Consider the following 23755-nt stretch of genomic DNA (forward strand, 5'->3'; position numbering starts at 1 on the left):
CCGACCCGTCACGCGGGGCGGATCGCCGCCAGACCACATTTCCGCGGTGTTGGCGAGGTTGCCGGCGCGCCCCCGATCAGGTCGCGAACACCGCGATGAGTTCGGCCGCCACCAGGGCGGCGATCACGGCGGGGCGCTTGTCGCGCACCGGCGTGCCGCCGATGGGGCAGACGAGTCGCGCCAGGGCCGCCTCGTCGAGCCCCATCGCCCGGAAGGCGCCGAGGAAGGTGGCCCGCTTCGTGGCCGATCCGATCAGGCCGAGATAGGCGAAGCGGTTCGCCTCCAGCAGGCCGGCGCAGATCAGGCTGTCGAGGGCGTGGCTGTGGGTCGCCACCACGTGGGCGGCCCCCGGCGGCGCGGACCCGGCCACCGCGCCCGCCGGACCGGCCTCGCGCGCGGCGCGGGTGCTCGACACGCGGGCGATCTCTTCGGGTCGGTCATCGACGATCCGCATGCGGAACGGCAGCGGATCGAGCGCCAGCGCCAGGGCGCGCCCGACATGGCCGGCGCCGTAGATGATCACCAGCGGTGCCCGCGCCGCCGCCTCGGCCTCTCGGGCGCGCAAGGCCGCGAGGGTGCGGGCATCGGCCCGCGCGATCGCGAGGGTGACGTGGCCGCCGCAGCACTGGCCGGTCTCCGGCCCCAGCGGCAGGGACAGGGCGGCCGCTCCCTCGCCCGACGCCAGGAGCCGCCGGGCGCGGGCGATGCCCGCCCACTCGTAGGTGCCGCCCCCGATGGTGCCGGCCACGCGGCCCGGCATCACCAGCATGGCGGCGCCCGCCTCGCGCGGCGTCGAGCCCCGCGCCTCCGCCAGGGTCACGAGGGCGGCCGGCTCGCCCGCGCCGAGGGCGGCGGACAGGGGCCCGGACAGCGCCTCCGACGGGTCGGCGCTCACGGCCGCGCAATTCTGGAGTCTTCCGCCAGGGCCCGCATCCGGTCGACGGCGTCGAGGACGCGCTCGGGGGTCGCGGGCGCGTCGAGGCGGGGGCAGTGCCGGTGGCCGGCGACGGACGCCACCGCGTCCGAGAGCGCGTGCAGGCCGGCGATGCCGAGCATCAGGGGCGGCTCGCCCACCGCCTTCGAGCGGTAGATCGTCGCCTCGCGGTTCTCGTTCTCGTAGAGGGCGACGTTGAAGATGCGCGGGCGGTCGCCGCAGGCCGGGATCTTGTAGGTGGAGGGGGCGTGGGTGCGTAGCGCGCCCGCGCCGTCCCACCACAATTCCTCCGTGGTGAGCCAGCCGAGCCCCTGGATGAAGCCGCCCTCGATCTGGCCCCGGTCCACGGCCGGGTTCAGGGAGCGGCCGCAATCGTGCAGGATGTCGGCCCTCTCGATCCGGTACTCGCCGGTCAGGGTGTCGACCGCCGCCTGTACGCAGGCCGCCCCGTAGGCGAAGTAGTAGAATGGGTGGCCCCGGCCCGCCTCGCGGTCCCAGTGGATCGTCGGCGTCTTGTAGAAGCCCGTGGCCGAGAGCTGGACCCGGGCGAGATAGGCCGCGTGGATCAGCTCGGCCCAGGCGATCTCCCGGTTGCCCACCCGCACCTGGTTGGGCAGGAACAGCACCGTCTCGGGCGCGACGCTCCAGGCCTGCGCCGCGAAGGCGACGAGGCGCTCCTTCAGGGTCCGGGCGGCGGCCCGCGCCGCCATGCCGTTGAGGTCGGCCCCCGACGAGGCGGCGGTGGCCGAGGTGTTGGGCACCTTGCCCGTGGTCGTCGCGGTGATGCGCACGCGGTCGGCGTCGATCTGGAACTCTTCGGCCACCACCTGCGCGACCTTGACGTGGAGCCCCTGGCCCATCTCGGTGCCGCCGTGGTTCAGGCCGACCGAGCCGTCGTTGTAGATGTGCACCAGGGCACCGGCCTGATTGTAGGCGGTGGAGGTGAAGGAGATACCGAACTTCACCGGCGTCAGGGCGATGCCGCGCTTGATCACCGGGCTCGCCGCGTTGGCCGCGTGCAGCGCCGCGCGGCGCCCGGCATAGTCGCAATCCGCTTCGAGCTTCGCCACCAGGTCCCGGATGCAATTGTCGGAAATCACCTGGTGGTACGGCGTGACGTTGTCGGTCTCAGTGCCGTAGAAGTTGCGCTTGCGCACCTCCAGCGGGTCGAGCCCGCAGGCATAGGCCACCTCCTCGATCACCCGCTCGGCCGCCACCATGCCCTGCGGGCCGCCGAAGCCCCGGAAGGCCGTGTTGGACTGGGTGTTCGTGCGGTAGGGCCGCGAGGTCAGGTGCACCGCCGGGTAGTGGTAGCAATTGTCGGCGTGGAACAGGGCGCGGTCGGTGACGGGCCCCGAGAGGTCGGCGGCCCAGCCGCAGCGGGCGGCGAGCTGCATGTCGACGGCCAGGATCCGGCCCTCCGGATCGTGGCCCACGAGGTAGTCCACCTCGAAATCGTGGCGCTTGCCGGTGATGCGCATGTCGTCGTCGCGGTCGGGCCGGATCTTGGCCGCGCGGCCGGTCTTCTTCGCCACCAGGGCGGCCACGCAGGCGAAGAGGTTCGACTGGCTCTCCTTGCCGCCGAAGCCGCCGCCCATGCGGCGGACCTCCGCCGTCACCGCCGAATTGACCGTGCCGAGCACCCGGGCGACCAGGGCCTGGGCCTCGGACGGGTGCTGCGTCGAGGTGTGGACCGTGACCTCGTCGTCCTCGCCCGGGATGGCGAGGGCGATCTGGCCCTCGAGGTAGAAGTGCTCCTGGCCGCCGATGGCCACGCGGCCGCGCACGATGCCGGGCGCCTCGGCCAGGACCGCGTCGGAATCGCCGCGCTTCAGGGTCATGGGCGGCCAGACGAGGGTTCCGTCCGCGCGGGCCTGCCCGTAGCTGAGGACGGGCGCGAGGTCCTCGTAGGCGATGACCGCGAGCCGGGCGGCGCGGCGCGCCGCGTCGCGGGTCAGGGCCGCCACCGCGAAGATCGGCTGGCCGAGATAGAAGACCCGGTCCTCGGCCAGCATCGGCTCGTCGCCCCGGTGCGAGGACGAGATCTGATTGACGCCCGGCACGTCGGCGGCGGTGAGCACCGCCGCCACGCCCTCGGCCGCGCGCACGGGGCCGAGGTCCACCGCGACGAGGCGGGCATGGGCCCGCTCGCTCAGGCCCAGGCAGACGTGCAGGAGCCCCGCCGGCTCGGCCATGTCGTCGATGTAGATCGCCGAGCCGGCCACGTGGCGGGCGGCGCTGTCGTGGGCGCGCGGCGTGTGGGCGCCGCCCGCGATCCGGTCGTCGGCCTTCGGGGCGGGAAGCGGGCGGTCAAGCATGGGCCGGCTCCCGGATCGCCGCGAGGCAGGTTTCGGGCGCGTGCGGCCCGCTCTCGTGGATCAGGCGCTCGATCAGGTTGCCGGCGACCTTGAGGCGGTAGCCGGCCGAGGCGCGCATGTCCGAGAGCGGGGTGAAATCCTGCGCGAGCGCCGCCCGGACGGCGGGGACGAGCGCGGCGTCGAGGGGCAGGCCGGCGAGGGCGGCCTCGGCCCGGAGCGCGCGCTTCGGCGTGCCGGCCATGCCCCCATAGGCGATCCGCGCCTGCGTGACCGTGCCGCCGTCGCGGGTGAGCCGGAACGCGCCGAGGAGCGCGGAGATGTCCTCGTCGAAGCGCTTCGAGACCTTGTAGGCGCGAAAGATCGTCTCCGGGCCGAGCTTCGGCACCCGCACGCCGGCGACGATCTCGCCCGGGCGCAGGTCCTGCCGTCCATGGGCGATGAAGAAATCCTCGAGCGGAATCTCGCGCTCGGTGCCCCGGCCGATCAGGTGGAGGCGCGCCCCGAGGGCGATCAGGGCCGGCGCGGCGTCGCCGATGGGGGAGCCGTTGGCGATGTTGCCGCCGAGCGTCCCGGCATTGCGGGTCTGTGCCGCGCCGTGGCGGCGGAAGAGCTCGCCGAGATCCGGATGCAGCCGGGCGAGGTGGGTGCCGGCCTCGGCGAGGCTCACGCCCGCCCCGAGAGAGAGGTGGTCGGGCGTTTCATCCACGACGCGCAGGGCACGCACCCGCCCGAGCCAGATCACCGGATCGAGCACGCGCAGGCCCTTGGTGACCCACAGGGCCACGTCGGTGGCCCCGGCGACGATCGTCGCGCGGGGATGCTCGGCCACGAGGTCGACCAGCGCCGGGATGGTGGCGGGGGCGAGGAAGCGGCCCCTGGGCCCGGCGACCGCGACGGTCTCCGCGTCGTGCAGGCGCAGCAGCCGGGCGAGGGTCGCGTCATGGGCGGCGTCGAACGCGTCCGCCTCGGGGGCGGCCAGCGCCCGCTCGGCGGCGCGCACGATGGGGGCGTAGCCGGTGCAGCGGCAGAGATTGCCCGCCAACGCGTCGTCGATGGGGCTCGCCGACGACCGGGCGTCGCCGGTCGCGGCGGGCGGATCCTTCGTGAGCGCGAACAGCGACATGACGAAGCCCGGCGTGCAGAAGCCGCATTGCGAGCCGTGCTCCTCCACCATGAGGCGCTGGACCGGGTGGAGCGTGCCGTCGGCTCCGCGCAGGTGCTCGACGGTCAGGAGCTGACAGCCGTCGAGCTGACCCAGGAAGGTGATGCAGGCATCGACCGCGCGGTAGCGCAGGCGCTCGGCGCCGGGCGGCCCCTCCGGGCGCACGACCACCACGGTACAGGCGCCGCAATCGCCCTCGTTGCAGCCCTCCTTGGTGCCGATCAGCCGCTCGGGGCCGCGCAGCCAGTCGAGCACCGTCAGCGTCGGGTCGCAGGACTCGATCGTGCGCGCCTCGTGGCCGAGTAGGAAGCGGATGGCGTGTCTCATGCGAGCCCCCGTGAAATCGCCGAAACGCACGAAGATGTCGTGGGCATTAAACAGGGGCGTCTCTGCCCCTGCCTCCGGAGCGGGGCTGCGGCCGGGGCCACGCTCAGAGGCTCCCGAACAGGGCGTGGGCGAGGCGGGTATGGGCCTCGCGCAGCTGCCCGGTCTCGATGCCCAGGGGTTGGCCGTCGATCACCCGCCAGGCGCCCGCCACCATCACCCGGTCGGCCCGGTGGGCGCCGCAGAGCACCAGGGCGGCGAGCGGATCGTGCGCGCCGGAGAAGCGCAGTTCATCGAGGGTGAACAGCGCCAGATCCGCCTCGCGGCCCTCCGCGATCCGGCCGATATCCGTCCGCCCGAGGCAGGCGGCGGAGCCCTCGGTGGCCCAGCGCAGGGCGTCGAGATGGGTCACGGCCTCCGCGCCGTAGGTCAGGCGGTTGAGCATCAGGGCGTGGCGCACGCCCTCCATCAGGTTCGAATTGTCGTTCGAGGCCGAGCCGTCGACGCCGAGGCCGACGGGACTGCCCGCCGCCTCCAGCTCGCAGGTCCGGCACCGGCCCGACGCCAGGGTCATGTTCGAGGTCGGGCAGTGGCAGACGCCGACACCGGCGGCGCCCAGGCGCTTCACCTCCGCGTCGTCGAAGTGGATGCCGTGGGCGAGCCAGGTGCGGGGCCCCAGCCAGCCCACCTCCTCGAGATAATCGACCGGGCGCTGGCCGAACATCTCGACGCAGTAGCGGTCCTCGTCCAGGGTCTCGCCGAGATGGGTGTGCAGGCGGCAATCGTGGGCTTCGGCGAGCGCCGCGCTCTCGCGCATCAGCCGCTTCGTGACGTTGAAGGGCGAGCAGGGCGCGAGGCCGATCTGCACCATCGCGCCGGGCGTGGGATCGTGGAACAGGCGCAGCACCCGCTCGCTGTCGGCCAGGATCGTGTCGTCACCCTGCGTGAGGCATTCGGGCGGCAGGCCGCCGTCGCGCACCGACAGGCTCATCGAGCCGCGGGTGACGAAGGCGCGGATGCCGATCGGCCCCGCCTCCTCGACCTGGATGTCGACGGAAGATTCGAGTCCCTTGGGGAACAGGTAATGGTGGTCGCCGGCCGTGGTGCAGCCGGAGAGCAGCAGTTCCGTGTAGGCGAGGCGCGTGGCCAGCCGGAACGCGTCCGGCGTGATCTTGTCCCAGACCGTGTAGAGCGCCTTCAGCCAGGGGAAGAGCGGCTTGTTGATCGCCACCGGGTGGGCGCGGGTCAGCGTCTGGAAGAAGTGGTGATGGGTGTTGACGAGACCGGGGATGACCACGTGGCGGCCGGCCTCGAAGGTCTCGTCCACGGGGGCGGCGGGCCTGCCGCCCGCGGGCACCCGCTCGACGATGCGGGTGCCCGCGACGACGACGCCCCCACCCGCATCGGCGGCGAGGATCGCCAGCGGGTTGCGGATCCAGAGGCGCTTGGATGGACCGGATTCGACCATGCTCTCCGTCACTCCTGTGTCCTGATCTCGCGAAGACGCCGTATCGTCGTCGTCAGCCTGCGCGAGGTCGAGGCGATCGTCACCAGCCATGATGCGCATCCGGGAAGCGCCATGACGCCGCGCACGCCCCCCGGGGTGCGGCGGCAAGGGGTCCGATCAGGCGTCGTCCCGCGCCTTGGCCGCGAGGCGGCGCAGGCGTCCCCCGCGCTTCTCGTAGGCGAAGATTGACGCCAGGGCAGGCGCGTCCGGCCCCGGAGTCTCGGGCCATCGCGTTTCGGCGGCGGGAGCGGCGCCCGCGGGCGCGGCGATCGGGGCCGTCGCCCGGCGCAGGACCGCCAGACGAACCACCTCGCGGTCCCGGCTCATCCGCGCCGCGGTCTCGGCATCCGCGCGGATCGACGCCGTGGCGCCGTCCTCGAAGCGAAGGTCGATCGACAGGGTGGGGCGCCCATCCCCGCCGAGCACGTCGAGCCCGGCCCCGAGGACGGAGGCCGCCAGCCCGAGGGGACGCGGCAGGGGACCGGTGGCGGCCAGCGCGTCCCGCAGGCCCCGCGCGATGCCGCCGCGTCGCGTCACCGCACCGGATTCATGCGGCAGGATCAGGTCCACCAAATCCTCGACACCCCGGACACTCCCGTCCGGAAAGGAAAGGACCCCGGTTTCGTAAGATCCCGGACCTTCGCCAAAGGTACCCGCAACAATCTGGATCTTCGTCATCGGTACTTTCTGCCCGCGCGACGCGAGGCGCGCGAAATCGAGAGCAAGAACAAGGACAACGCCGGACCGTCGAAGCTTCGCCCATCCGTTGCAAGGCCGGATGTCGGAAGCAAGGCAGGGACGTTCCGCGTCGCCGCGCCGGAAGCCATCAGGCCCCGTGCCGCTCGTTAAAGCACCCGTGCCCCTTGACAGGGCGCAACCGAAAACTGCCTAGAACGGTCGAAATCTCGAAGTTTGGGGTCCTTCCACCATGCAGGTGATCGAGACGAACATTTCGCACGTGCGGCGTATCGTTCCCAAACGTTTCGGCGACGAGCGCGGCTGGTTCTCCGAGACGTACCGGACGGATGTCCTGGCCAAGAACGGGATCGACGACGTCTTCATTCAGGATAACCAGTCCTTCTCCGCCCCTCAAGGCACCGTGCGCGGCCTGCATTTTCAGCGCCACCCGATGGCGCAGGCCAAGCTCATCCGCGTTCTGGCCGGCGCCATCCTGGACGTCGCGGTCGACCTGAGGCGCGCGTCTCCGACCTATGGCCAGCACGTGGCCGTGCGGCTCGATGCCGAGAACGGCGAGCAATTGTATATCCCGATCGGGTTCGGGCACGGTTTCTGCACCCTCGTGCCGGACACGATGGTGGCCTACAAGGTCGCGGGCGGCGTCTACAGCCCGGAACACGATGCGGGCCTGCTCTGGAACGATCCGGACCTCGGCATCGCCTGGCCGGTGACGGAAGCGGAGGCGCAGCTCTCGGCCAAGGACCGGGTCGCGCCGCGGCTGGCCGAACTTCCGCCGCTGTTCTGAGCCCACTACACCGGGCCCGACTCCTTATCCTCGAAAGATCGTTTCATCCCATGCGCATCTTGGTCACCGGCGGCTGCGGCTTCATCGGATCGGCATTGGTCCTGCACCTGGTCCAGGATCTCGGACACGACGTCGCGACGCTGGACGCCTTGACCTACGCGGCCAACCCGATCTCGCTCCAGCCCCTGGCGGACGACCCCCGGCACCGGCTGGTCGAGGCCGACATCTGCGACCCCAAGGCCGTGCACGCGCTCTACGCGGAGTTCCAGCCCGACGCGGTGATGCATCTCGCCGCCGAGAGCCACGTCGACCGCTCGATCACCGATCCGGGCGCCTTCATCCGCACCAACGTGGTCGGCACGCAGGTCATGCTCGACGGCGCCCGCACCTACTGGGACGGGCTGACGGGCGAGGCCAAGGCGAGGTTCCGCTTCCTCCACGTCTCCACCGACGAGGTCTACGGCTCCCTGCCGCCGGACGCGTTCTTCACCGAGGAGAGTCGCTACGACCCGCGCTCGCCCTACTCGGCCTCGAAGGCGGCCTCCGATCACTTGGCGCGCGCTTGGCACGAGACCTACGGCCTGCCGGTCCTGGTCACGAACTGCTCGAACAATTACGGGCCGCGCCACTTCCCCGAGAAGCTCATCCCGCTGATGATCCTCAACGCGCTCGAGGGCAAGAGCCTGCCCGTCTACGGGGACGGCCTGAACGAGCGCGACTGGATCCACGTGGAGGACCATGCCCGCGGCCTCGTGGCGGTGCTGGAGAAGGGGCGTCTCGGCGAGACCTACCTCCTCGGCGGCCGCTCGGTGCGCAACAACCTCAGCGTGGTCAAGGCGCTCTGCGCCGCCTTCGACCGGCTGCGCCCCGAGCACGCGCCGCACGACCGGCTGATCACCTACGTCACCGACCGCCCGGGCCACGACCGGCGCTACGCCATCGACCCCTCCAAGGCCGAGGCCGAGGTCGGCTGGCACCCCACCAAGGACTTCGAGCAGGCCCTGGAGGAGACCGTGCGCTGGTACCTCGACAACGAATCCTGGTGGCGTCCGATCCGCGAGGGCCGCTACACCGGCGAGCGCCTCGGGCTCGGCCTGAGCGCGAGCCCCGCCGGGAAGGCCTGACGACATGGACATCCTGATCCTCGGCGGCGCCGGGCAGGTCGGCACCGAGTTGCAGGTCCCGGCGCTCTGGGGGCCGGACGTGCGCCTGCACGCCCCGACCCGTGCGCAGCTCGACGTCACCGACGCGGCCGCGATCGAGGCCGCCTTGAGCGAGCGCCCCTACGCCGCCGTGGTCAACACGGCGGCCTACACCGCCGTCGACAAGGCCGAGAGCGAGATCGCGGCGGCCTGGACCTTGAACGCGGTGGCCCCGGCGCTCCTGGCCGCCGCCACGGCCCGCGCCGGCATCCCGCTCGTCCACGTCTCAACCGACTACGTCTTCGACGGGCAGGGCACGGGCGCCTGCATCCCCGAGACGCCGGTGAACCCCCGAAGCGTCTACGGCGCCAGCAAGGCCGCCGGCGAGATGGCGGTGCGGAGCGCCAACCCGCGCCACGCCATCATCCGCACCGCCTGGGTGGTGAGCCCGCACCGGGGCAACTTCGTCAAGACGATGCTGCGTCTGGCCGCCGAGCGCGACCGCCTCAGCGTGGTCGACGACCAGCACGGCAATCCGACCAGCGCGGGCGATCTCGCCGCCGGCTTGGCGGTGATCGCCCAGGCGATGGCGCGCGATCCCGATGCCCCCACGGGCACGCACCACTTCGTCAATGCGGGCGCCACCACCTGGTGCGGGTTCGCGCGCGGGATCATCGCGGCCTCCGCCCGTCGCGGCGGACGCCTCGTGCCGGTGGACGCCATTCCGACCAGCGCCTTCCCGACCCCGGCGCGCCGCCCGGCCAATTCGCAGCTCTCGACGCGGAGCCTGACGGAGGCCTACGGCCTGACGCCCCGGCCGTGGACGGAGGCCGTCGATGACATCCTCGACCGCCTGGTCGGGCCCGCACACCAGCCCAAGGAGACACAGGCATGAAGGGGATCGTTCTGGCCGGAGGCACCGGCACGCGGCTGCACCCGGCGACCCTGTCGATCAACAAGCAGCTGCTGCCGGTCTACGACAAGCCGATGATCTACTACCCGGTCTCGGTGCTGATGCTGGCCGGCATCCGCGACATCCTGATCATCTCCTCGCCCGAGCACCTCGACAACTACAAGCGCCTGTTCGGCACCGGCGAGCAGTTCGGCCTGTCCTTCTCCTACGCGGTCCAGCCCCGCCCGGAGGGCCTCGCGCAGGCCTTCATCATCGGCGCCGATTTCGTGGGCGACGACAGCGTCGCCCTGGTGCTGGGCGACAACCTGTTCTTCGGCAACGGCATGGGCGAGTTGCTGCGGCGCGCGCGCGAGCGCGAGACCGGGGCCACGGTGTTCGCCTACCACGTCGACAATCCGTCGGCCTACGGCGTGGTGACCCTGGACAAGGACGGCCGCCCCTTGCGTCTCGTGGAGAAGCCGCCGGAGCCCGAGAGCCCCTGGGCGGTGACGGGCCTGTACTTCTACGACAACCAGGTGGTCGACATCGCCGCCGCCGTGAAGCCGTCGGCTCGCGGCGAACTGGAGATCACCAGCATCAACGAGGCCTACCTGGAGCGCGGCCAGCTCCATGTGGAGCGGATGTCGCGCGGCTACGCCTGGCTCGACACCGGCACGCATGACAGCCTGCTGGAGGCGTCCGAGTTCGTGCGCACCCTCCAGCACAGGCAGGGCCTCCAGGTCGCCTGCCTGGAGGAGATCGCCTACCTGCAGGGCTTCATCGGCCAGGAGCAGTTGATCGCGCGCGGCAAGCTCTTCGCCAAGACCGCCTACGGCCAGAACCTGCTCAAGCTCGCCAAGGAAGACCCCGCCGCCCTCCTGGCCCGCTGACACGGAGCCACGGGACCTCCGGGACGCCCGATCGCGTCTCGGAGGCTCTCGGAGATGGCCCGGAGCCGCTCGCGTCTGGTCTGGTGGTGTTTGACGATCGTCGCTCGCCCTTGCGGGGACGGCCGGGTTGCGCGTGGCGATCCGGCCCCCCGAGACATCTCCAAGGCGGGCGGCTGGTTCCGTCAGCCTTGGTCTCTACGAGCCCGGAAACGTCGGACCAGACGGCGTCGGTCTACTGAAACTTGTCATCCGCCACGGACGGGGTCTTCACCACGGCCAGCACGGCATCCGTGATGGCGCGGAACTGGTTCACCTCGCCCGGCTCGACGGTGAGGATGTCTCCGGCGCTGCAAGGCTCGCCGAGCATCTCGACCTCTCCGGACACGACCACCGTGATCTCGGTGGCGATGCGGTGGTAATGGGCGACATCGACGTCGCCGGCCTTGTAGCGCTTGATGCCGACTTCGAAGTCGCCCGTCCTCAGCACGGATGGCTCGAAGTTTCCGATGAACCAGCCCCCCACCATGTCCGCAAGTCGAGCACGCTTCATGCCGTGGCGCCTTCTTCCAGGAGGGATTCGAGGTGGTCGACCTGCTTGTCGGACTTCAGGGGATGGTACTGGTCCGTCGTCAGGCGGTAGACGCCGATCTTCTTCTGGCAGAGGATCAATTCGTTGAGGATCGGGCAGATGAAGAACTTGTTCTGAACGTGCGCGTCCTTGAGGATCATCTCCTTGGCGCCGTCGAAGAAGTCGGAGGCCTTCCTGAACCAGTACAGGCCCGTGCTGGCCGAACGGCTGATCGGACGCTTCTCCGAACTCTCCACCACCCACCCCTCGGCATCGATGCGCACGTAGGAGTAGCGGGGATGCAGCGACGGGAAGGTGAGGATGCCCGCGTCGGCGCCCTGGTTTCGGAAACCCGCGATGACGGCCGCGAAATCCACATCGATCTGGTCCGTCGCGCTCGCGACGACGAGCTCGGCGTCCATGTCGATGTCGCCGATCGCCAGCAGGGCGGTACAGGCCGCCCCCGCCGTCTCGCCCCGCAGGCCGATCGTCACGGATCCGGGTGCGATCTGCCCGATGATGTCGTTCAGGTAGTAGGTTTCGACATCCTCGTGCCGAAACAGGAAGATGAAGCGGGCCGACTCGGCCGCCTGCAGGGCCTTGACCTGGCGCTCGAGGAGGAGCGTGCCCTCGATCTCGGACAGCCAGGTCGGGTAGACCGGGCTTCCGGAGGCCGGCTGCTTTTCGCCGGCGGCAAGGATGAGAACGTTCATGCTGCGCCTCCGTGGATGGCAGCGATACGGCTATCGATGTTGGCGATGTTCACGTCCTGGACCGACTTCACGACCAGCACGTGCGCGCCCGAGGCACGCGCGGCCCGGATGCCGTGCTCGTTGTCCTCGACGATCAGGGTCTCGTCCGGCGACGTGCCGAGACGCTGCATCGCCAGGGTGTAGATCTCGGGGTCGGGCTTTGCCCGGCTGACGTCCTGGTTCGACAGCATGAGGTCGAGATACTTCGTCAGCCGCGCGCGGCTCATCATGGCCTCGACGGTGGGCCGGATGGAGTTGGACGCGACGGCGAGCTTCACGCCGCGGCTCTTGAGGGCCGACAGCGCCATCTCGTGCATGAAGACCGGCTTGCAGCGGACGCTGACGATCTCCATCGTGTAGATCTGCTTCAACTCGTTCAGGAACCCGTGCAGCGCGCCCGGCAGGTTCTCGGTGGTCGACAGGAGCTCGAGCTTGCGCTTGGTCGGCAACCCGTCGAACGTGGTCAGGTGATCGGCGCGGCTGATCTCCGTCCCGAACAGGCGCAGGGCCCGGTTGAGGGCATCGTAGTGCCACTCCTTGGCGTCGATGAGGACACCGTCCATATCGAAGACGACTGCTTTGATCATTGCTCGAACACCTGCCGTGCCTGATCCGGCTGATCCGTACAGAGCGTGACGCCGGGCGTTCCGGACAGCCGGGCCAGCGCGCGCCAGAGGGGAGCGGGGTCGCGTCCGTGCAACTCCGGTGAGACGATGCAGACGGCCTTGCCGCGCGCCAGATGGGCGGTGATCGTCGTGTCGTCGAACCACTGCGTCTCGAAGGCGTCGAGCCATACGCCGTCCGCCTCCGCGTACAGGATGGGATCGGGCTCGACGTCGCTGTGACGCGTGTAATAGGGCAGCCCCGCGCGGCGGAACCGAACCATCTCGGGGCCGGACATGTCGAAGGCGAACCAGTCGATGGCGCGGCCGTCGAACGCCGTCGCCAGCAGGGGCGCCAAGCCGTCGGCCTTGACGTTGACGGCCAGCGGCAGGCCGGTTCCGTCGAAGGCGCGGACCACCGCGTCCCACGGCATCTCGGTTCCAGCCGGCGGATCGTGGGACACGACGAGTTTCCCGCCGCAGTCCCGAACGTCCGTCTCGGTTCCGAAGCCGGCGGCCAGGGTTCGATCGAAGGCCGTCCGCGCGTTCTTCTCCTCCGGCGTCAGCCAGAAGCCGCGATGGCTGATAATCCTCACCGGATCGCCGCCGTGGCGCGCGCGGCGACCGGCTGAGACACGAAGTATTCGAGGTCGGCGGGAATGCCGAGGCCGTACATGCCGGCCGTATCCGTGCCCACGTTGCTGATCGCGATCCGGGCGCCCTCGGCGATGATCTCGTTATAGACCGGCGCCACGTAGAACTCGCCGTTCACGCGCTTACCGTCGGCGATCATGCGCCGCGCGCCGCGCAGGAAATCGTGTCCGCGCGCGAAGTTGTAGATCCCGACCGTGGCCTCGTCCGAGATCACCTGCTTCTCCACGACGGTGGTGACCAGCCCTTCCGCGTTCAGGCCGACGAACGACCATTTCGGGTCATGCGCCGTCATGGTCATGATCAATCCGTCGTAGCCCTGATCCTGAACCGCGAGGTAGTCGTCGATCGCGACGTCGACATACTGATCGCTGTTGGCGATCATCAGGGGCGCGTCGCTGATCTCGTCGGCCGCTGCCAGAACGGTGCAGGCCGCGCCCTCGGTGATCCCGTCGAGTTCCACGATCGCGCAGCCCGGCGCCCAGGTCGGCAGCAATTCCGCCAGCTTGTAGTCGGCGACGTGATCGCGCTGGCATATGAAGACGAAGCGGTGCGGCCGCGACGGACGCAGGTTCTCGATGACCAGGCGGATCATCGGGACGCCCTTCACCGGGATGAGCGGCTTGGGGTCCTTGTATCCGGCGACCGCGAAGCGGCTGCCCCGCCCGGCCATGGGAATGACGATCGTCATCGGCTCGGTCAAAGTGCTCTCCTCCATGCGGCCGCAGCACGGCGCTTCCCGTCTCTCGCTCGCATCGGACCCAACCCCGGACGGGTCCGATCAAGCCTCCGACGCCTTCCCCTTCGTGTCGGACAGGGGAAGGCCTCAGTCATGAGCGCTCGTAGATGATCGTAAAATCTCACGCCAGCTTCATTGCACCGTATTGATCGATGACATCACCTTCGCGTGACACGTCGAATTCAAACGACGACGCAGCCTCTGCTGAACAACGCGCGCCACGAATAGAACTCGTCATCGCGATCGGACACATCACGGAACAGACCATCATCGAAGCGTTGCCGCGGGCAACCCGCTATCACAGGCACCGGCAATCACCAAGACGCGAATTGGGCCGACGCCCCGCAGTCCGGCGAACCGCGAAATCATCTGACCCGCATCCGACTGGTCAGAATCCGATCCGACGAAGCCTGCCGGGTTCCAGCAGCGGAGTCGCGCGATGCTTGGGTGATCTTCGAGCGGCCCATGGGGCCCGTCGATGGCAGGCCGGCGCCGGCCACCGCCTCGACGCTCAGATGCCCGCGTACCAAGCGTAGCCCTGGTCCTCCCAGTAGCCGCCCTTGCCCTGGCCGATATCGGCGAAGCTCGCGACCACCTCGATGCGCATCACGTACTTGGCCTGCTTGTAGCCGAGGTTGCGTTCGAGCCGCAGGCGCAAGGGCGCGCCGTTCGCGATCGGAAGCGTCTCGCCGTTGAGTGCGTAGGCGAGGATGGTCTGCGGATGGAAGGCGTCGACGAGGTCGATGCTCTCGTAGAACCGGATCGGGGCCGTGCCGTCGTCCCCGGACGCCGTATCCTCCCCCTTGCCGCTGTCGCGTCTGTCCTCGGCGCCGGCCGGGCGCCGGGTCATGTTCGGGTTGGCGCCGGTGGGTGCCGCCTCGGGCTCCGTCGTCTCCGGGTCGTCGCCGCCTTCGAGGGGGCTGGCCTGTTCCATCGTGTCGGCGCAGTGGAAGACGATGTAGCGCGCCGCCGGCTTCAGCCTGGCCCGGGTCAGGAGGTTGGCCAGCGGCACCCCCGTCCATTGGCCGATGCAGCTCCAGCCCTCGACGCAATCGTGGCGGGTGATCTGGGTCCGGGACGGCAGCGCGCGCAGCTCGGCCAGGGACAGGCTGAACGGCGCCTCGACGAGGCCACCGATCTCCAGGTGGTAATCGGCGAACTTGCGGCGCGCCAGCGCCTTGTAGGCCTTGTCCGGCGGGTCCTCCGTTCCGTTCGGCTTGAACCAGGGCGAGATGTCGGCCGCGGTGTATTCGGGCGCGAGGGACCGTTCGGTCAGGAGCAGGCGCTGGACGAACATGTTCGCGTCTTCGCCGGTCTTGAGCGTGCGTCGGAACCACTCGACGTTGCCCAGCCGGTCGCAGGCCCCGAGCAGGGTCGCGGCGGCCGTGGCCGAAGCCCCGGCCAGGAGTGTGCGGCGGCTCGGAATCCGGCTCATGCCTCGGGCTCCCGCGCCGGGGAGGCGGGGGTGATGTCCCGCTCGATCACGAACCAGCCGGTCACCATGCCCCGCATGTTGTTCCAGAAGCCCGACAGCACGACCAGGGCGACGTGGACGAGGACGAACAGCACGAGGAGGCCGGCCACCGCGAAGTGGACCGTGCGCGCCGATTGCCGGCCATCGAAGAGCGTCAGCAGGAAGGGGAAGGCCGCGTTCATGGCCGGCGACATCGCCAGCCCCGCCAGCACCTGCACCGGCAGGAGCACGAACAGGACGAGGGCGTAGGTGAGCTTCTGGATGACGTTGTAGCGCTTGGCCTCCTCTCCATGCGGGAAGCGCAGGGTCAGGTGCTCCCGGACCGAGGCGCCGAAGTGGCGAATCTGGTCGCGCGCGGGAATCACCCGGCCCCGAAGCTGCCCGCTGAACAGGCCGTAGAGCAGGTAGGCGAGCCCGTTGAGGACGAAGGCCCAGGCGAAGAAGAAGTGCCAGGAGCGGCCGCCCGTGAGGTCTTGGTCGCCCGGCAGCGTCGCCCAAGGCGGGAAAGCGCGGTCGGCCGGCGCGCCGTTGGGGCCGGTGGAGAGCCCGAGCAGGCCGGTCGTCTCGAAGCGGCGCCCGAGGATCGTGGTCACGCCCTTGGGCGGATCGTCCTCGGTCGAGGTCATCGCCAGGAGCGGCGTGTCGAAGGTCGAGACATTGCCCCAGTACAGGGCGGGGTGCGCGTTGAAGATCTGCAGGCCGCTCATCAGCAGGACGAGGAGGCAGACCGCGTTGACCCAGTGGGTGACGCGGATGACGAGGGGGTGCCGGAACATCCAGCGCCGCCGTTCGACTTCGCGAAAATCGGGCGCGCAACGCGTCAGGTCGGTGGGAGCCAAACCGGGGCCTCGTCGCGAGGGCGGGAGGAGGGGTCCGGGCGGACCCCTCCAGGGTCGGATTCGAGTCGGATCACATGCGGTTCATCATCCGCTTCTTCATCATGCGGCGCTTCATCATCTGCTTCCGCATCATGCGCTTCTTCATCATCATCCGCTCGCTGCGGTCCATGCGGACCTGCGTCACACTGGAATGATCCGTCTGCAGGCCGTTGACGGCCATGGGCGCGGCGGTGGCGGCACCGGCGCCGAGAGCCAGCGAACCGAGGATCGTGGCGGCGAGCGCGAGGGTCTTGGTCTTCATGAATGATCTCCTACGAAAGAAAGATTGCCTCTCCGGACCCTGAGAGAAGCGATGAACTTTGCCCAAGTTCCTGAAAAAGATAAGAAATTTTCACCGGGCATGCTCCCGGGACACAGTTCACCGAGCGCTGAAGCGGCCCGCTCGCGCGTGAGCGCCCGTTAGGGCTCCCAAGGGGTCTCGAAGGCTCCGTACGACCGCGCGAGGCGAAAGGTTTCATACCGAATCCGCCATCCCGAAGGGATCAAGCGGTATGACGCGGTCAAGGCGCAGCGGCGTCCCTCCGCTTCGCGGGCCCCTACGGCGACCGGCCGGCGATCATCTCCCGGATGCGGCCCCCCAGCGTCTCGACCACGAACGGCTTCGTCAGCACGGCCATGCCGGGCTCGAGCTGTCCGTCGCCGATCACCGTGCTCTCGGCATAGCCCGTGATGAACAGCACCTTCAGGCCGGGCCGCCGCGCGCGGCCGGCATCGGCCATCTGGCGCCCGTTCATGCCGCCGGGCAGGCCCACATCGGTGATCAGCAGGTCGAGGCGCACGTCCGATTGCAGCACCTTCAGGCCCGAGGCGCTGTCGGCCGCCTCGATGGTGGTGTAGCCGAGTTCCTCCAGCACCTCCGTCACCAGCATGCGCACGGTCGGCTCGTCGTCGACGACCAGGACCGTCTCGCCGCGTCCTGCCCGGGAGGGCTCCGTCGGCCCGTCGAGCGGAGCGTCCTCGCCCACCGCGCGCCGGGTGCGGGGCAGGTACAGGCACACCGTCGTGCCCCGGCCGACCTCGGAATCGATGCGGACCTGGCCACCCGATTGCTGGGCGAAGCCGTAGATCATCGAGAGGCCGAGCCCGGTGCCCTGCCCGAGCGGCTTGGTGGTGAAGAACGGGTCGAACGCCTTGGCGACCACGTCCGGGCTCATGCCGGTGCCGGTATCGGTCACGCGGAGGGCGAGGTACGGCCCGGCGGGGAGGTCGTGCTCCCGGTCGAGCCAAAGGTTGGCGGTCTCGATGGTGATGCGCCCGCCCGCCGGCATCGCGTCGCGCGCGTTGATGCAGAGGTTCAGGAGCGCGTTCTCCAGTTGCGGCGGATCGACCAATGTGGGCCAGAGCCCGGCGGCGCCGACGACCTCGACCGCGATGGCCGGCCCGACCGTGCGCCGGATCAGCTCCTCCATCCCGCTCACGAGGGCGTCCACCTGGGTCGGCTTCGGGTCGAGGGTCTGGCGGCGCGAGAAGGCGAGCAGGCGGTGCGTCAGGGCGGCGGCGCGCTTGGCCGCCCCTTGCGCGGCCGCCATGTAGCGCTCGACATCGCCGAACCGGCCCTGCTGCATGCGGGACTGCATCAGTTCCAGCGAACCCGAGATGCCGGCCAGCAGGTTGTTGAAGTCGTGGGCGAGGCCGCCGGTGAGCTGGCCCACCGCCTCCATCTTCTGCGACTGGCGCAGCTGCTCTTCCAGAAGCGCCTTCGCCTCGGCGGCCTCCCGCTCGCCCGTGATGTCGCGCCCGACGCCCGTCAGGCGCGCGCCGCCGGGCTCCGGCGCCAGTTTCCAGGCGATCCAGCGCCAGGTCCCGTCCGCGGCCCGGATCCGGTTCTCGACCCGGACCGGCCGCCCGGAGGCACGCATGTCGCGGAGCGCCTCCGTCACGACCGGGCGGTCGTCGGGATGGATGATCTCCACGTAGGGACGGGTCAGCAGCGTCGCCTCGTCATGGCCGAGCAGGGCCGTCCATGACGGGCTGACCCGCCGGAGGCGACCGTCGTAATCGGCGTTGACGAGGAGATCCTCGCTGAGGTCCCAGAGGCGGTCGCGCTCGGCCGCCAGCCCGGCCTCGGCGTCGCGCTGGGCGGTGACGTCCTGCACGAAGACGTAGAAGCCGTCGACCGCCCCTCGGCCGTCCCGGCGCGGGGTGTAGCGGATGTCGGCGATGCGGCGGCGGCCGTCCGGCCAGGGCCAGGGCAGGTCCATGCGTACGGCCTCGCCGGCCAGGGCCCGCTCGATATACGGCAGCCGCACCCGGAAGCCCTGCTCGCTCACGATCTCGCGGATCGTCCGGCCGATGACGGCCTCGGGATCGCGGTCGAACCACTCGCGATAGGCGCCGTTGGCGAACCGGTAGGTCAGGCTGCGGTCGACGAAGGACACCAGCAGGGGCAGCGCATCGGCCACGAGGCGCAGGTCGGCCTCGCTCGCGCGGCGGGCCTCCTCGGCCCGGATGCGGGCGGTCTCGTCGCGGGCGACCTTGAGGAAGCCGCGCGGCCGGCCCTGCGCGTCGGGCGGCAGCGGATGCACCGACCCGTCCATGAAGACGCGCCGGCCCTCCTTCGTGAGGTGCCAGTGCGCGTCGGTGGCCGAGCCCGTCCGTGCCGCCGTCGCGAGTTCGTGCGCGTCCGCCCCCCGCGCGCGGTCCTCGGGCGTGAAGATCAGGCCGAAGGGCCGCCCCACCGCCTCCGGGGCGGACCAGCCGAACGCCGCCTCGGCGCCGGCCGACCAGCTCGTGATGATCCCGGCGGTGTCGGTCGTGAGGATGGCGTGGTCCTTGGCGCCCTCGATCACGAGGCGCAGGCGCTCCTCGCTCTCACGCAGCGCGGCCTCGGCGCGCTTGCGGTCGTCCACGTCCTCGACGACGCCGTACCAGCGCAGGATCGCGCCGGAGGCGTCCCGGCGCGGATAGGCGCGGGCCCGCATCCAGCGATACTCGCCCGTGCCCGCGATGTGGATGCGGTAGTCGACGTCCACGGGCTCGCCGGAGGCGAGCCGGGCCGCGAACACCGCCAGGGTCGGTTCCAGGTCGTCGGGATGGAGCGGCTTGGTCCAGCCGGTGCCGTCCGGCTCGCCCGGGGCCTGCCCCGTGAGTTCGAGCCAGCGGGGCGAGTAGGAGACGATGTTGCCCTGCGGGTCGGCCGTCCAGGGCACCTGGGGGTTCAACTCGACCGTGTGGCGGAGATGGTCCTCGCTCTCGTGCCGGGCCGCCTCGCCCAGGACGCTGGCGGTGGTCTCGTTCGTGAGGATGAACAGGCCGGCGACGCGGCCCTCGCCGTCGAGGACGCGCGAGTAGGAGAACGTGAACCAGGTATCGGCGGCGCCCCGGTCGGTATCGAGCTTCCAGGGCAGGTTCTCGAAGCGGTGGCTGCGGCCCGCGAAGGCATCGTCGATGATGGGCTTGGCCTGCGCCCAGCCATCGGCCCAGACCACGTCGAAGCGCTCGCCCATGGCCCAGGCGAGGCGCGGGCCCAGCAGCGGGACGTAGGTGTCGTTGAAGAAGAAGTGGAGGTCCGGACCCCAGGCGAGGATCATCGATTCCGGCGAGTTCAGCACGAGGCTGAGCGCCGTGCGGAACGCCACGGGCCAGGTCTCCGGCGGTCCGAGGGGATGGTCCGACCAGTCGCGCGCGCGGATCAGGCGGGCGGCCTCGCCGCCGCCCGACAGGAAGGCCAGGGTGTCGCCCGGCAGGAAGGAGACGTCGCTCAACGTAGCGCGCCTCGCGAGGGACATCGGGCGAGCGGGGCGGGGCCTCGGCCGTCGCGGACGCTTCGAAATGCCCTCATGCCGTCGTGTCGTCCCGAAGCGAGCGGCGGTCGACCATGGCGAGGGGTTCGGGGCTCGGCGAGAGGGCGGGGGGCATGCGGGCGTTTGCCTCGTACGGTGGGGGCACACAACGCGACGACCCGCCGCAGAACACGGCTTGCCCGACCGGACCCGCTCCCCGCAAGGCTCGTGACGGCCCGGTCGCCGCGTCCGGGCCGTTCGCCTCAACCCGGCTCGGCGCCCCCCGCCAGGAAGTCGAAGTCGCAGCCCTCGGGGGCCTGCGTCACGCTGCGGCGGTAGAGCGCCTTGTAGCCACGGCTTGGGGCCGGCGGCGGCCGGAAGCCTTCGAGGCGGCGGGCGATCTCCCCGGGCTCGACCAGCAGGTCCACCCGCTTGTCGCGGATCGAGAGGCGGATGCGGTCGCCGTCGCGCACCGCCGCGAGCGGGCCGCCGACCGCCGCTTCCGGTGCCACGTGCAGCACGATCGAGCCGAAGGCCGTGCCCGACATGCGCGCGTCCGAGATCCGCACCATGTCCTTCACGCCGGCCTGCGCCAGCTTTCTCGGAATCGGCAGGTAGCCCGCCTCCGGCATGCCCGCCGCGTGCGGGCCCGCGTTCTGCAGGACCAGGATGTCGCCGGGCAGAACGTCGAGGTCGGGGTCGTCGATGCGCCGGCTCAGGTCCTCCAGGCCCGTGAACACCACGGCGCGGCCCTCCGACTCGAACAGCTCGGGCGTCGCGGCGGCGCGCTTGAAGATGGCGCCGTCCGGCGCCAGGCTGCCCGAGAGCGAGACGAGCCCGCCCACCGGCGAGACCGGATCGGCGAAGGGACGGATCACGGCGCGGTCGACCCAGCCGGGCGGCTCGTCCAGGCGCTCGGCGAGCGTGCGGCCCTCCACGTCCAGGGTGTCGAGATGGAGGAGCGGCCGGAGTTCGCGCAGGAGCGCGCCCATGCCGCCGGCCGCGTGGAAATCCTCCATGTAGCCCTGCCCGACGGGCTTCAGGTCGACCAGCACCGGGGTCTCGTCCGAGATCGCGTTGAAGCGCCCGGGTGGGACTCGAATCCCGAGGCGTCCCGCGATGGCGGTGAGGTGGACGATGGCGTTGGTGGAGCCGGAGAGCGCCATCAGCACCCGAATCGCGTTCTCGACCGACTTCTCGGTGATGACGTGGCTCGGGCGGATCTTCGTCTCGATGAGACGCACGGCGGCCCGCCCGGTCTCCTCGGCCGCGACGAGGCGGTCGGAATGCACCGCCGGAATCGCGGCGGTGCCGGGCAGCGACAGGCCGAGCACCTCCGCGATGCAGGCCATGGTGGAGGCGGTGCCCATCACCGCGCAGGTGCCGGCGGTGACCGAGAGCCGGCCCTCGACCTCGGCGATCTCCTCGGCGTCGACGCTGCCGGCGCGGTACTTGGCCCAGAACCCGCGGCAATCGGTGCAGGCGCCGAGGCGCTGGCCGCGATGGCGGCCCGTCGACATCGGGCCGGTCACGAGCTGGATCGCGGGCAGGTCGGCGGAGGCCGCGCCCATGAGCTGGGCCGGCACGGTCTTGTCGCAGCCGCCGATCAGCACGACCGCGTCCATGGGCTGGGCCAGGATCATCTCCTCCGTGTCCATGGCCATGAGGTTGCGGTACATCATGCTGGTCGGATTGAGGAAAACCTCGCCGAGCGACACGGTCGGGAAGGGGCGCGGCAGGGCGCCGGCCGCCAGCACGCCGCGCGAGACCGCCTCGACCAGTTCCGGCATGGAACGGTGGCAATTGTTGAAGCCGGACGGCGTCATGGCGATGCCGATGACGGGTTTCGCCAGCAGGGCGGGCGAGATCCCCATGGAGCGGGCGAACGAGCGGCGCAGGAAGCGCGCGAAGTCGCGGTCTCCATAGTTGGTCAGGCCCCGATCGAGTCCGTGCGGTTCGTCCGGCATGACGCGTCCCTCCGGCATGGCGCTTTCCCTGTTGGATCGGTCTTATTGGATCGGTCTGGCATGCGTGTTCCGACGGCGCGGCGCTCAGCGCGGCGGGCGCGGGTTCTCGGGGTTCGGCCCGAAGGCCTCCGCGATGGCGCGCCCCGCCTCCGCCAGGATCGCGTTGCGCCGCTCCACGGGCGCGGTCGTGTCCGTCAGGTAGGCCGCGACCAGGATCGGCGCGCCGTCCGGCGGCCAGAGCAGGCCCACGTCGTTCGTGGTGCCCCGCTCGCCCGAGCCCGTCTTGTCGCCCACGCGCCAGCCCTCGGGCAGACGCGCCCGAAGCCGCGCGCCGCCGGTGCGATTGCCGCGAAGCCAGCCCACGAGCGTGTCCCGGGAAGCCGCGGTCAGGGCCGTGCCGAGGGTCAGGCGCTCCAGATCCGCCACCATCGCGGCGGGGCTGGTGGTGTCGCGCGGGTCGCCCGGCGCCGCCTCGTTCAGGGTCGGCTCGGTGCGGTCCAGCCGCGTGACCGGGTCGCCGAGGGTGCGGAGATGGGCCGTGAGTCCGGCGGGCCCGCCGAGCGTGGACAGGATGAGGTTGCCGGCCGTGTTGTCGCTGAGCGTGACGGCCGCCTCGCACAGGTCCGCGAGGGCCATGCTCCCCTCGCGCAGATGCGCCTGGGTGGCCGGTGAATAATCCACGAGATCGGCGGCGGTGTAGGCGATGCGGCGCCCGAGGCTGTCCCGGCCGGCATCGACCCGCGCCAGCACCGCGCCGGCCGCCAACAGCTTGAAGGTGCTGCACATCGGAAAGCGCTCGTCGGCCCGATGGCCGAAGCCGGCGCCCGTCCGCGTGTCCCGCGCGTGGATGCCGAGGCGCCCGCCGCTCTCCGCCTCCAGGGCGGCGAAACGCTGCGCGAGGGCCGCATCCGACGCCGCCGGCGCCGGCCCGAGACCGGCCAGGAGGGCGGCACCCGTGGTGAGGATCGTGCGCCTGCTCAGCATCGCGAGACCTTCCGGATGGTGTGGGGGCGGTGGCACGGGGTGAGCCGCGCGAGGCAGGCCGTTCCGGCGGCGGGGCTTCCTTAACGACGGGGCTTGCTAACGACAGGTTTGGGCATCTTCACCACCGTGCTCTTCACGGCCGGGTCCTTCGCCACGCTCCGCCTGGGCTTGCCGAACGGCCGGAGGGGCGCCTTGGCCTCCAGGGCGATGCGCGCGATCTCCTGCGGACGCGGCGCGCCGCTGGCGATCCGCCGCAAGGCGTCCAGCATCTCCTCGAGGGTCTGGGCCGATTCGCCCTCCAGCGTCTCTTCGGGCCGGATGCCATTGAGTTCCGGGGCGATCTCCTCGGCGGCTTCGCGGAGTTCGGCGATGAGTTCGGCGGGGCTGTAGCGCGGGGGGATCGTCTGGACCATGGCGCGACCATGGCAGGGGTCGGGAGGCGCGACAACCGTCCCCCGGAGCCGACCTTCAGCGCGCGGGGGACCCGGACGGCGCGGGTTCGAACGGTTCCGGCCCTTCGTGCGTTGCCATCGCCTCGGATACGAGGGGGAAAGGGCATCATGCGCACCTGGAGGGCGATGGATCGCGCCCCGCAAGACGGCCGATGGATCATCGCGATCCATCGCGACGACCCCGATCGCCGCGCGGTGATCCGCTGGGACCCGGAGGCCGCCGGCGATCCCCGGCCCTGGCACGTCGCCTCCTGCCAGCACAGCTACCCGGCCGATGCCTTCACCGACTGGAT

General features: G+C 70.7%; 21 protein-coding genes. 4 read left to right on the forward strand and 17 right to left on the reverse strand.

Annotated features, from left to right (window positions below):
* Positions 1–76: 76 nt before the first annotated feature.
* The 5 genes from xdhC to MKK54_RS03170 all read right to left on the reverse strand — a co-directional run bounded on the left by xdhC (position 77) and on the right by MKK54_RS03170 (position 6815).
* Positions 77–895: a xanthine dehydrogenase accessory protein XdhC gene (gene xdhC / locus MKK54_RS03150; protein ID WP_244009080.1), complete on the reverse strand. Its 819-nt coding sequence runs from the start codon at positions 893–895 to the stop codon at positions 77–79.
* Complete coding sequence (gene xdhB / locus MKK54_RS03155; RefSeq protein WP_244009081.1) at positions 892–3252, reverse strand: xanthine dehydrogenase molybdopterin binding subunit; 2361 nt, start codon at positions 3250–3252, stop codon at positions 892–894. Before xdhB ends, xdhC begins: the two co-directional genes overlap by 4 nt.
* Positions 3245–4741 (reverse strand): xanthine dehydrogenase small subunit, encoded by a 1497-nt coding sequence (gene xdhA, locus MKK54_RS03160; RefSeq protein ID WP_244009082.1) that lies wholly within the window; start codon positions 4739–4741, stop codon positions 3245–3247. Before xdhA ends, xdhB begins: the two co-directional genes overlap by 8 nt.
* Positions 4742–4844: 103 nt before the next feature.
* Positions 4845–6206, reverse strand: coding sequence for an 8-oxoguanine deaminase (locus tag MKK54_RS03165; RefSeq protein WP_244009148.1), 1362 nt, complete (start codon positions 6204–6206; stop codon positions 4845–4847).
* A 156-nt stretch (positions 6207–6362) separates the two neighbouring features.
* Complete coding sequence (locus MKK54_RS03170; protein WP_244009083.1) at positions 6363–6815, reverse strand: hypothetical protein; 453 nt, start codon at positions 6813–6815, stop codon at positions 6363–6365.
* Positions 6816–7173: 358 nt separating this feature from the next.
* Between MKK54_RS03170 and rfbC the strand changes: the two genes are divergently transcribed.
* Genes rfbC through rfbA form a run of 4 tightly spaced genes read left to right on the forward strand, consistent with a single transcriptional unit; the run spans position 7174 to position 10652 of the window.
* On the forward strand, positions 7174–7728 hold the full coding sequence (gene rfbC, locus MKK54_RS03175) for a dTDP-4-dehydrorhamnose 3,5-epimerase (RefSeq protein WP_244009084.1): 555 nt from the start codon (positions 7174–7176) through the stop codon (positions 7726–7728).
* A gap of 50 nt (positions 7729–7778) precedes the next feature.
* Positions 7779–8852, forward strand: coding sequence for a dTDP-glucose 4,6-dehydratase (rfbB, locus tag MKK54_RS03180; protein WP_244009086.1), 1074 nt, complete (start codon positions 7779–7781; stop codon positions 8850–8852).
* Between the two features lie 4 nt (positions 8853–8856).
* Positions 8857–9765: a dTDP-4-dehydrorhamnose reductase gene (gene rfbD, locus MKK54_RS03185; RefSeq protein WP_244009088.1), complete on the forward strand. Its 909-nt coding sequence runs from the start codon at positions 8857–8859 to the stop codon at positions 9763–9765.
* Positions 9762–10652, forward strand: coding sequence for a glucose-1-phosphate thymidylyltransferase RfbA (rfbA, locus tag MKK54_RS03190; RefSeq protein WP_244009089.1), 891 nt, complete (start codon positions 9762–9764; stop codon positions 10650–10652). Before rfbD ends, rfbA begins: the two co-directional genes overlap by 4 nt.
* 232 nt (positions 10653–10884) lie before the next feature.
* Here the strand turns inward: rfbA and MKK54_RS03195 are convergent, their stop codons facing one another.
* From MKK54_RS03195 to MKK54_RS03250, 12 genes are all read right to left on the reverse strand, one after another.
* Positions 10885–11202 (reverse strand): cupin domain-containing protein, encoded by a 318-nt coding sequence (locus MKK54_RS03195; RefSeq protein ID WP_244009091.1) that lies wholly within the window; start codon positions 11200–11202, stop codon positions 10885–10887.
* Entirely contained in the window at positions 11199–11933 is a 735-nt protein-coding gene (locus MKK54_RS03200; RefSeq protein ID WP_244009093.1) for a glycosyltransferase family 2 protein, read from the reverse strand. Before MKK54_RS03200 ends, MKK54_RS03195 begins: the two co-directional genes overlap by 4 nt.
* Positions 11930–12559 carry an HAD family hydrolase gene (locus tag MKK54_RS03205; RefSeq protein WP_244009095.1) on the reverse strand — a complete coding sequence of 210 codons (630 nt, stop codon included), beginning with the start codon at positions 12557–12559 and terminating at the stop codon, positions 11930–11932. Before MKK54_RS03205 ends, MKK54_RS03200 begins: the two co-directional genes overlap by 4 nt.
* Complete coding sequence (locus tag MKK54_RS03210) at positions 12556–13170, reverse strand: phosphodiesterase (RefSeq protein ID WP_244009096.1); 615 nt, start codon at positions 13168–13170, stop codon at positions 12556–12558. The genes MKK54_RS03205 and MKK54_RS03210 overlap by 4 nt, the downstream gene beginning before the upstream one ends.
* Positions 13167–13928 (reverse strand): glycosyltransferase family 2 protein, encoded by a 762-nt coding sequence (locus MKK54_RS03215; RefSeq protein WP_244009098.1) that lies wholly within the window; start codon positions 13926–13928, stop codon positions 13167–13169. Before MKK54_RS03215 ends, MKK54_RS03210 begins: the two co-directional genes overlap by 4 nt.
* A gap of 547 nt (positions 13929–14475) precedes the next feature.
* Positions 14476–15399: a molybdopterin-dependent oxidoreductase gene (locus tag MKK54_RS03220; protein ID WP_244009100.1), complete on the reverse strand. Its 924-nt coding sequence runs from the start codon at positions 15397–15399 to the stop codon at positions 14476–14478.
* Positions 15396–16214 (reverse strand): cytochrome b/b6 domain-containing protein, encoded by an 819-nt coding sequence (locus MKK54_RS03225; protein ID WP_244009150.1) that lies wholly within the window; start codon positions 16212–16214, stop codon positions 15396–15398. The genes MKK54_RS03220 and MKK54_RS03225 overlap by 4 nt, the downstream gene beginning before the upstream one ends.
* A gap of 133 nt (positions 16215–16347) precedes the next feature.
* Positions 16348–16578, reverse strand: coding sequence for a hypothetical protein (locus MKK54_RS03230; RefSeq protein ID WP_244009102.1), 231 nt, complete (start codon positions 16576–16578; stop codon positions 16348–16350).
* Positions 16579–16873: 295 nt separating this feature from the next.
* A complete protein-coding gene (locus MKK54_RS03235) occupies positions 16874–20041 on the reverse strand; it encodes a PAS domain S-box protein (protein WP_244009103.1) in 3168 nt (1055 codons plus the stop codon).
* 281 nt (positions 20042–20322) lie between these two features.
* Positions 20323–22026: a dihydroxy-acid dehydratase gene (locus MKK54_RS03240; protein ID WP_244009151.1), complete on the reverse strand. Its 1704-nt coding sequence runs from the start codon at positions 22024–22026 to the stop codon at positions 20323–20325.
* Between the two features lie 84 nt (positions 22027–22110).
* A complete protein-coding gene (gene bla / locus MKK54_RS03245; RefSeq protein WP_244009105.1) occupies positions 22111–23010 on the reverse strand; it encodes a class A beta-lactamase in 900 nt (299 codons plus the stop codon).
* Between the two features lie 80 nt (positions 23011–23090).
* Positions 23091–23423: a hypothetical protein gene (locus tag MKK54_RS03250; RefSeq protein WP_244009106.1), complete on the reverse strand. Its 333-nt coding sequence runs from the start codon at positions 23421–23423 to the stop codon at positions 23091–23093.
* Between the last annotated feature and the right edge of the window lie 332 nt (positions 23424–23755).

It is taken from the genome of Methylobacterium sp. J-068 (assembly GCF_022829445.1).
In the GTDB taxonomy this organism is placed as follows: domain Bacteria; phylum Pseudomonadota; class Alphaproteobacteria; order Rhizobiales; family Beijerinckiaceae; genus Methylobacterium.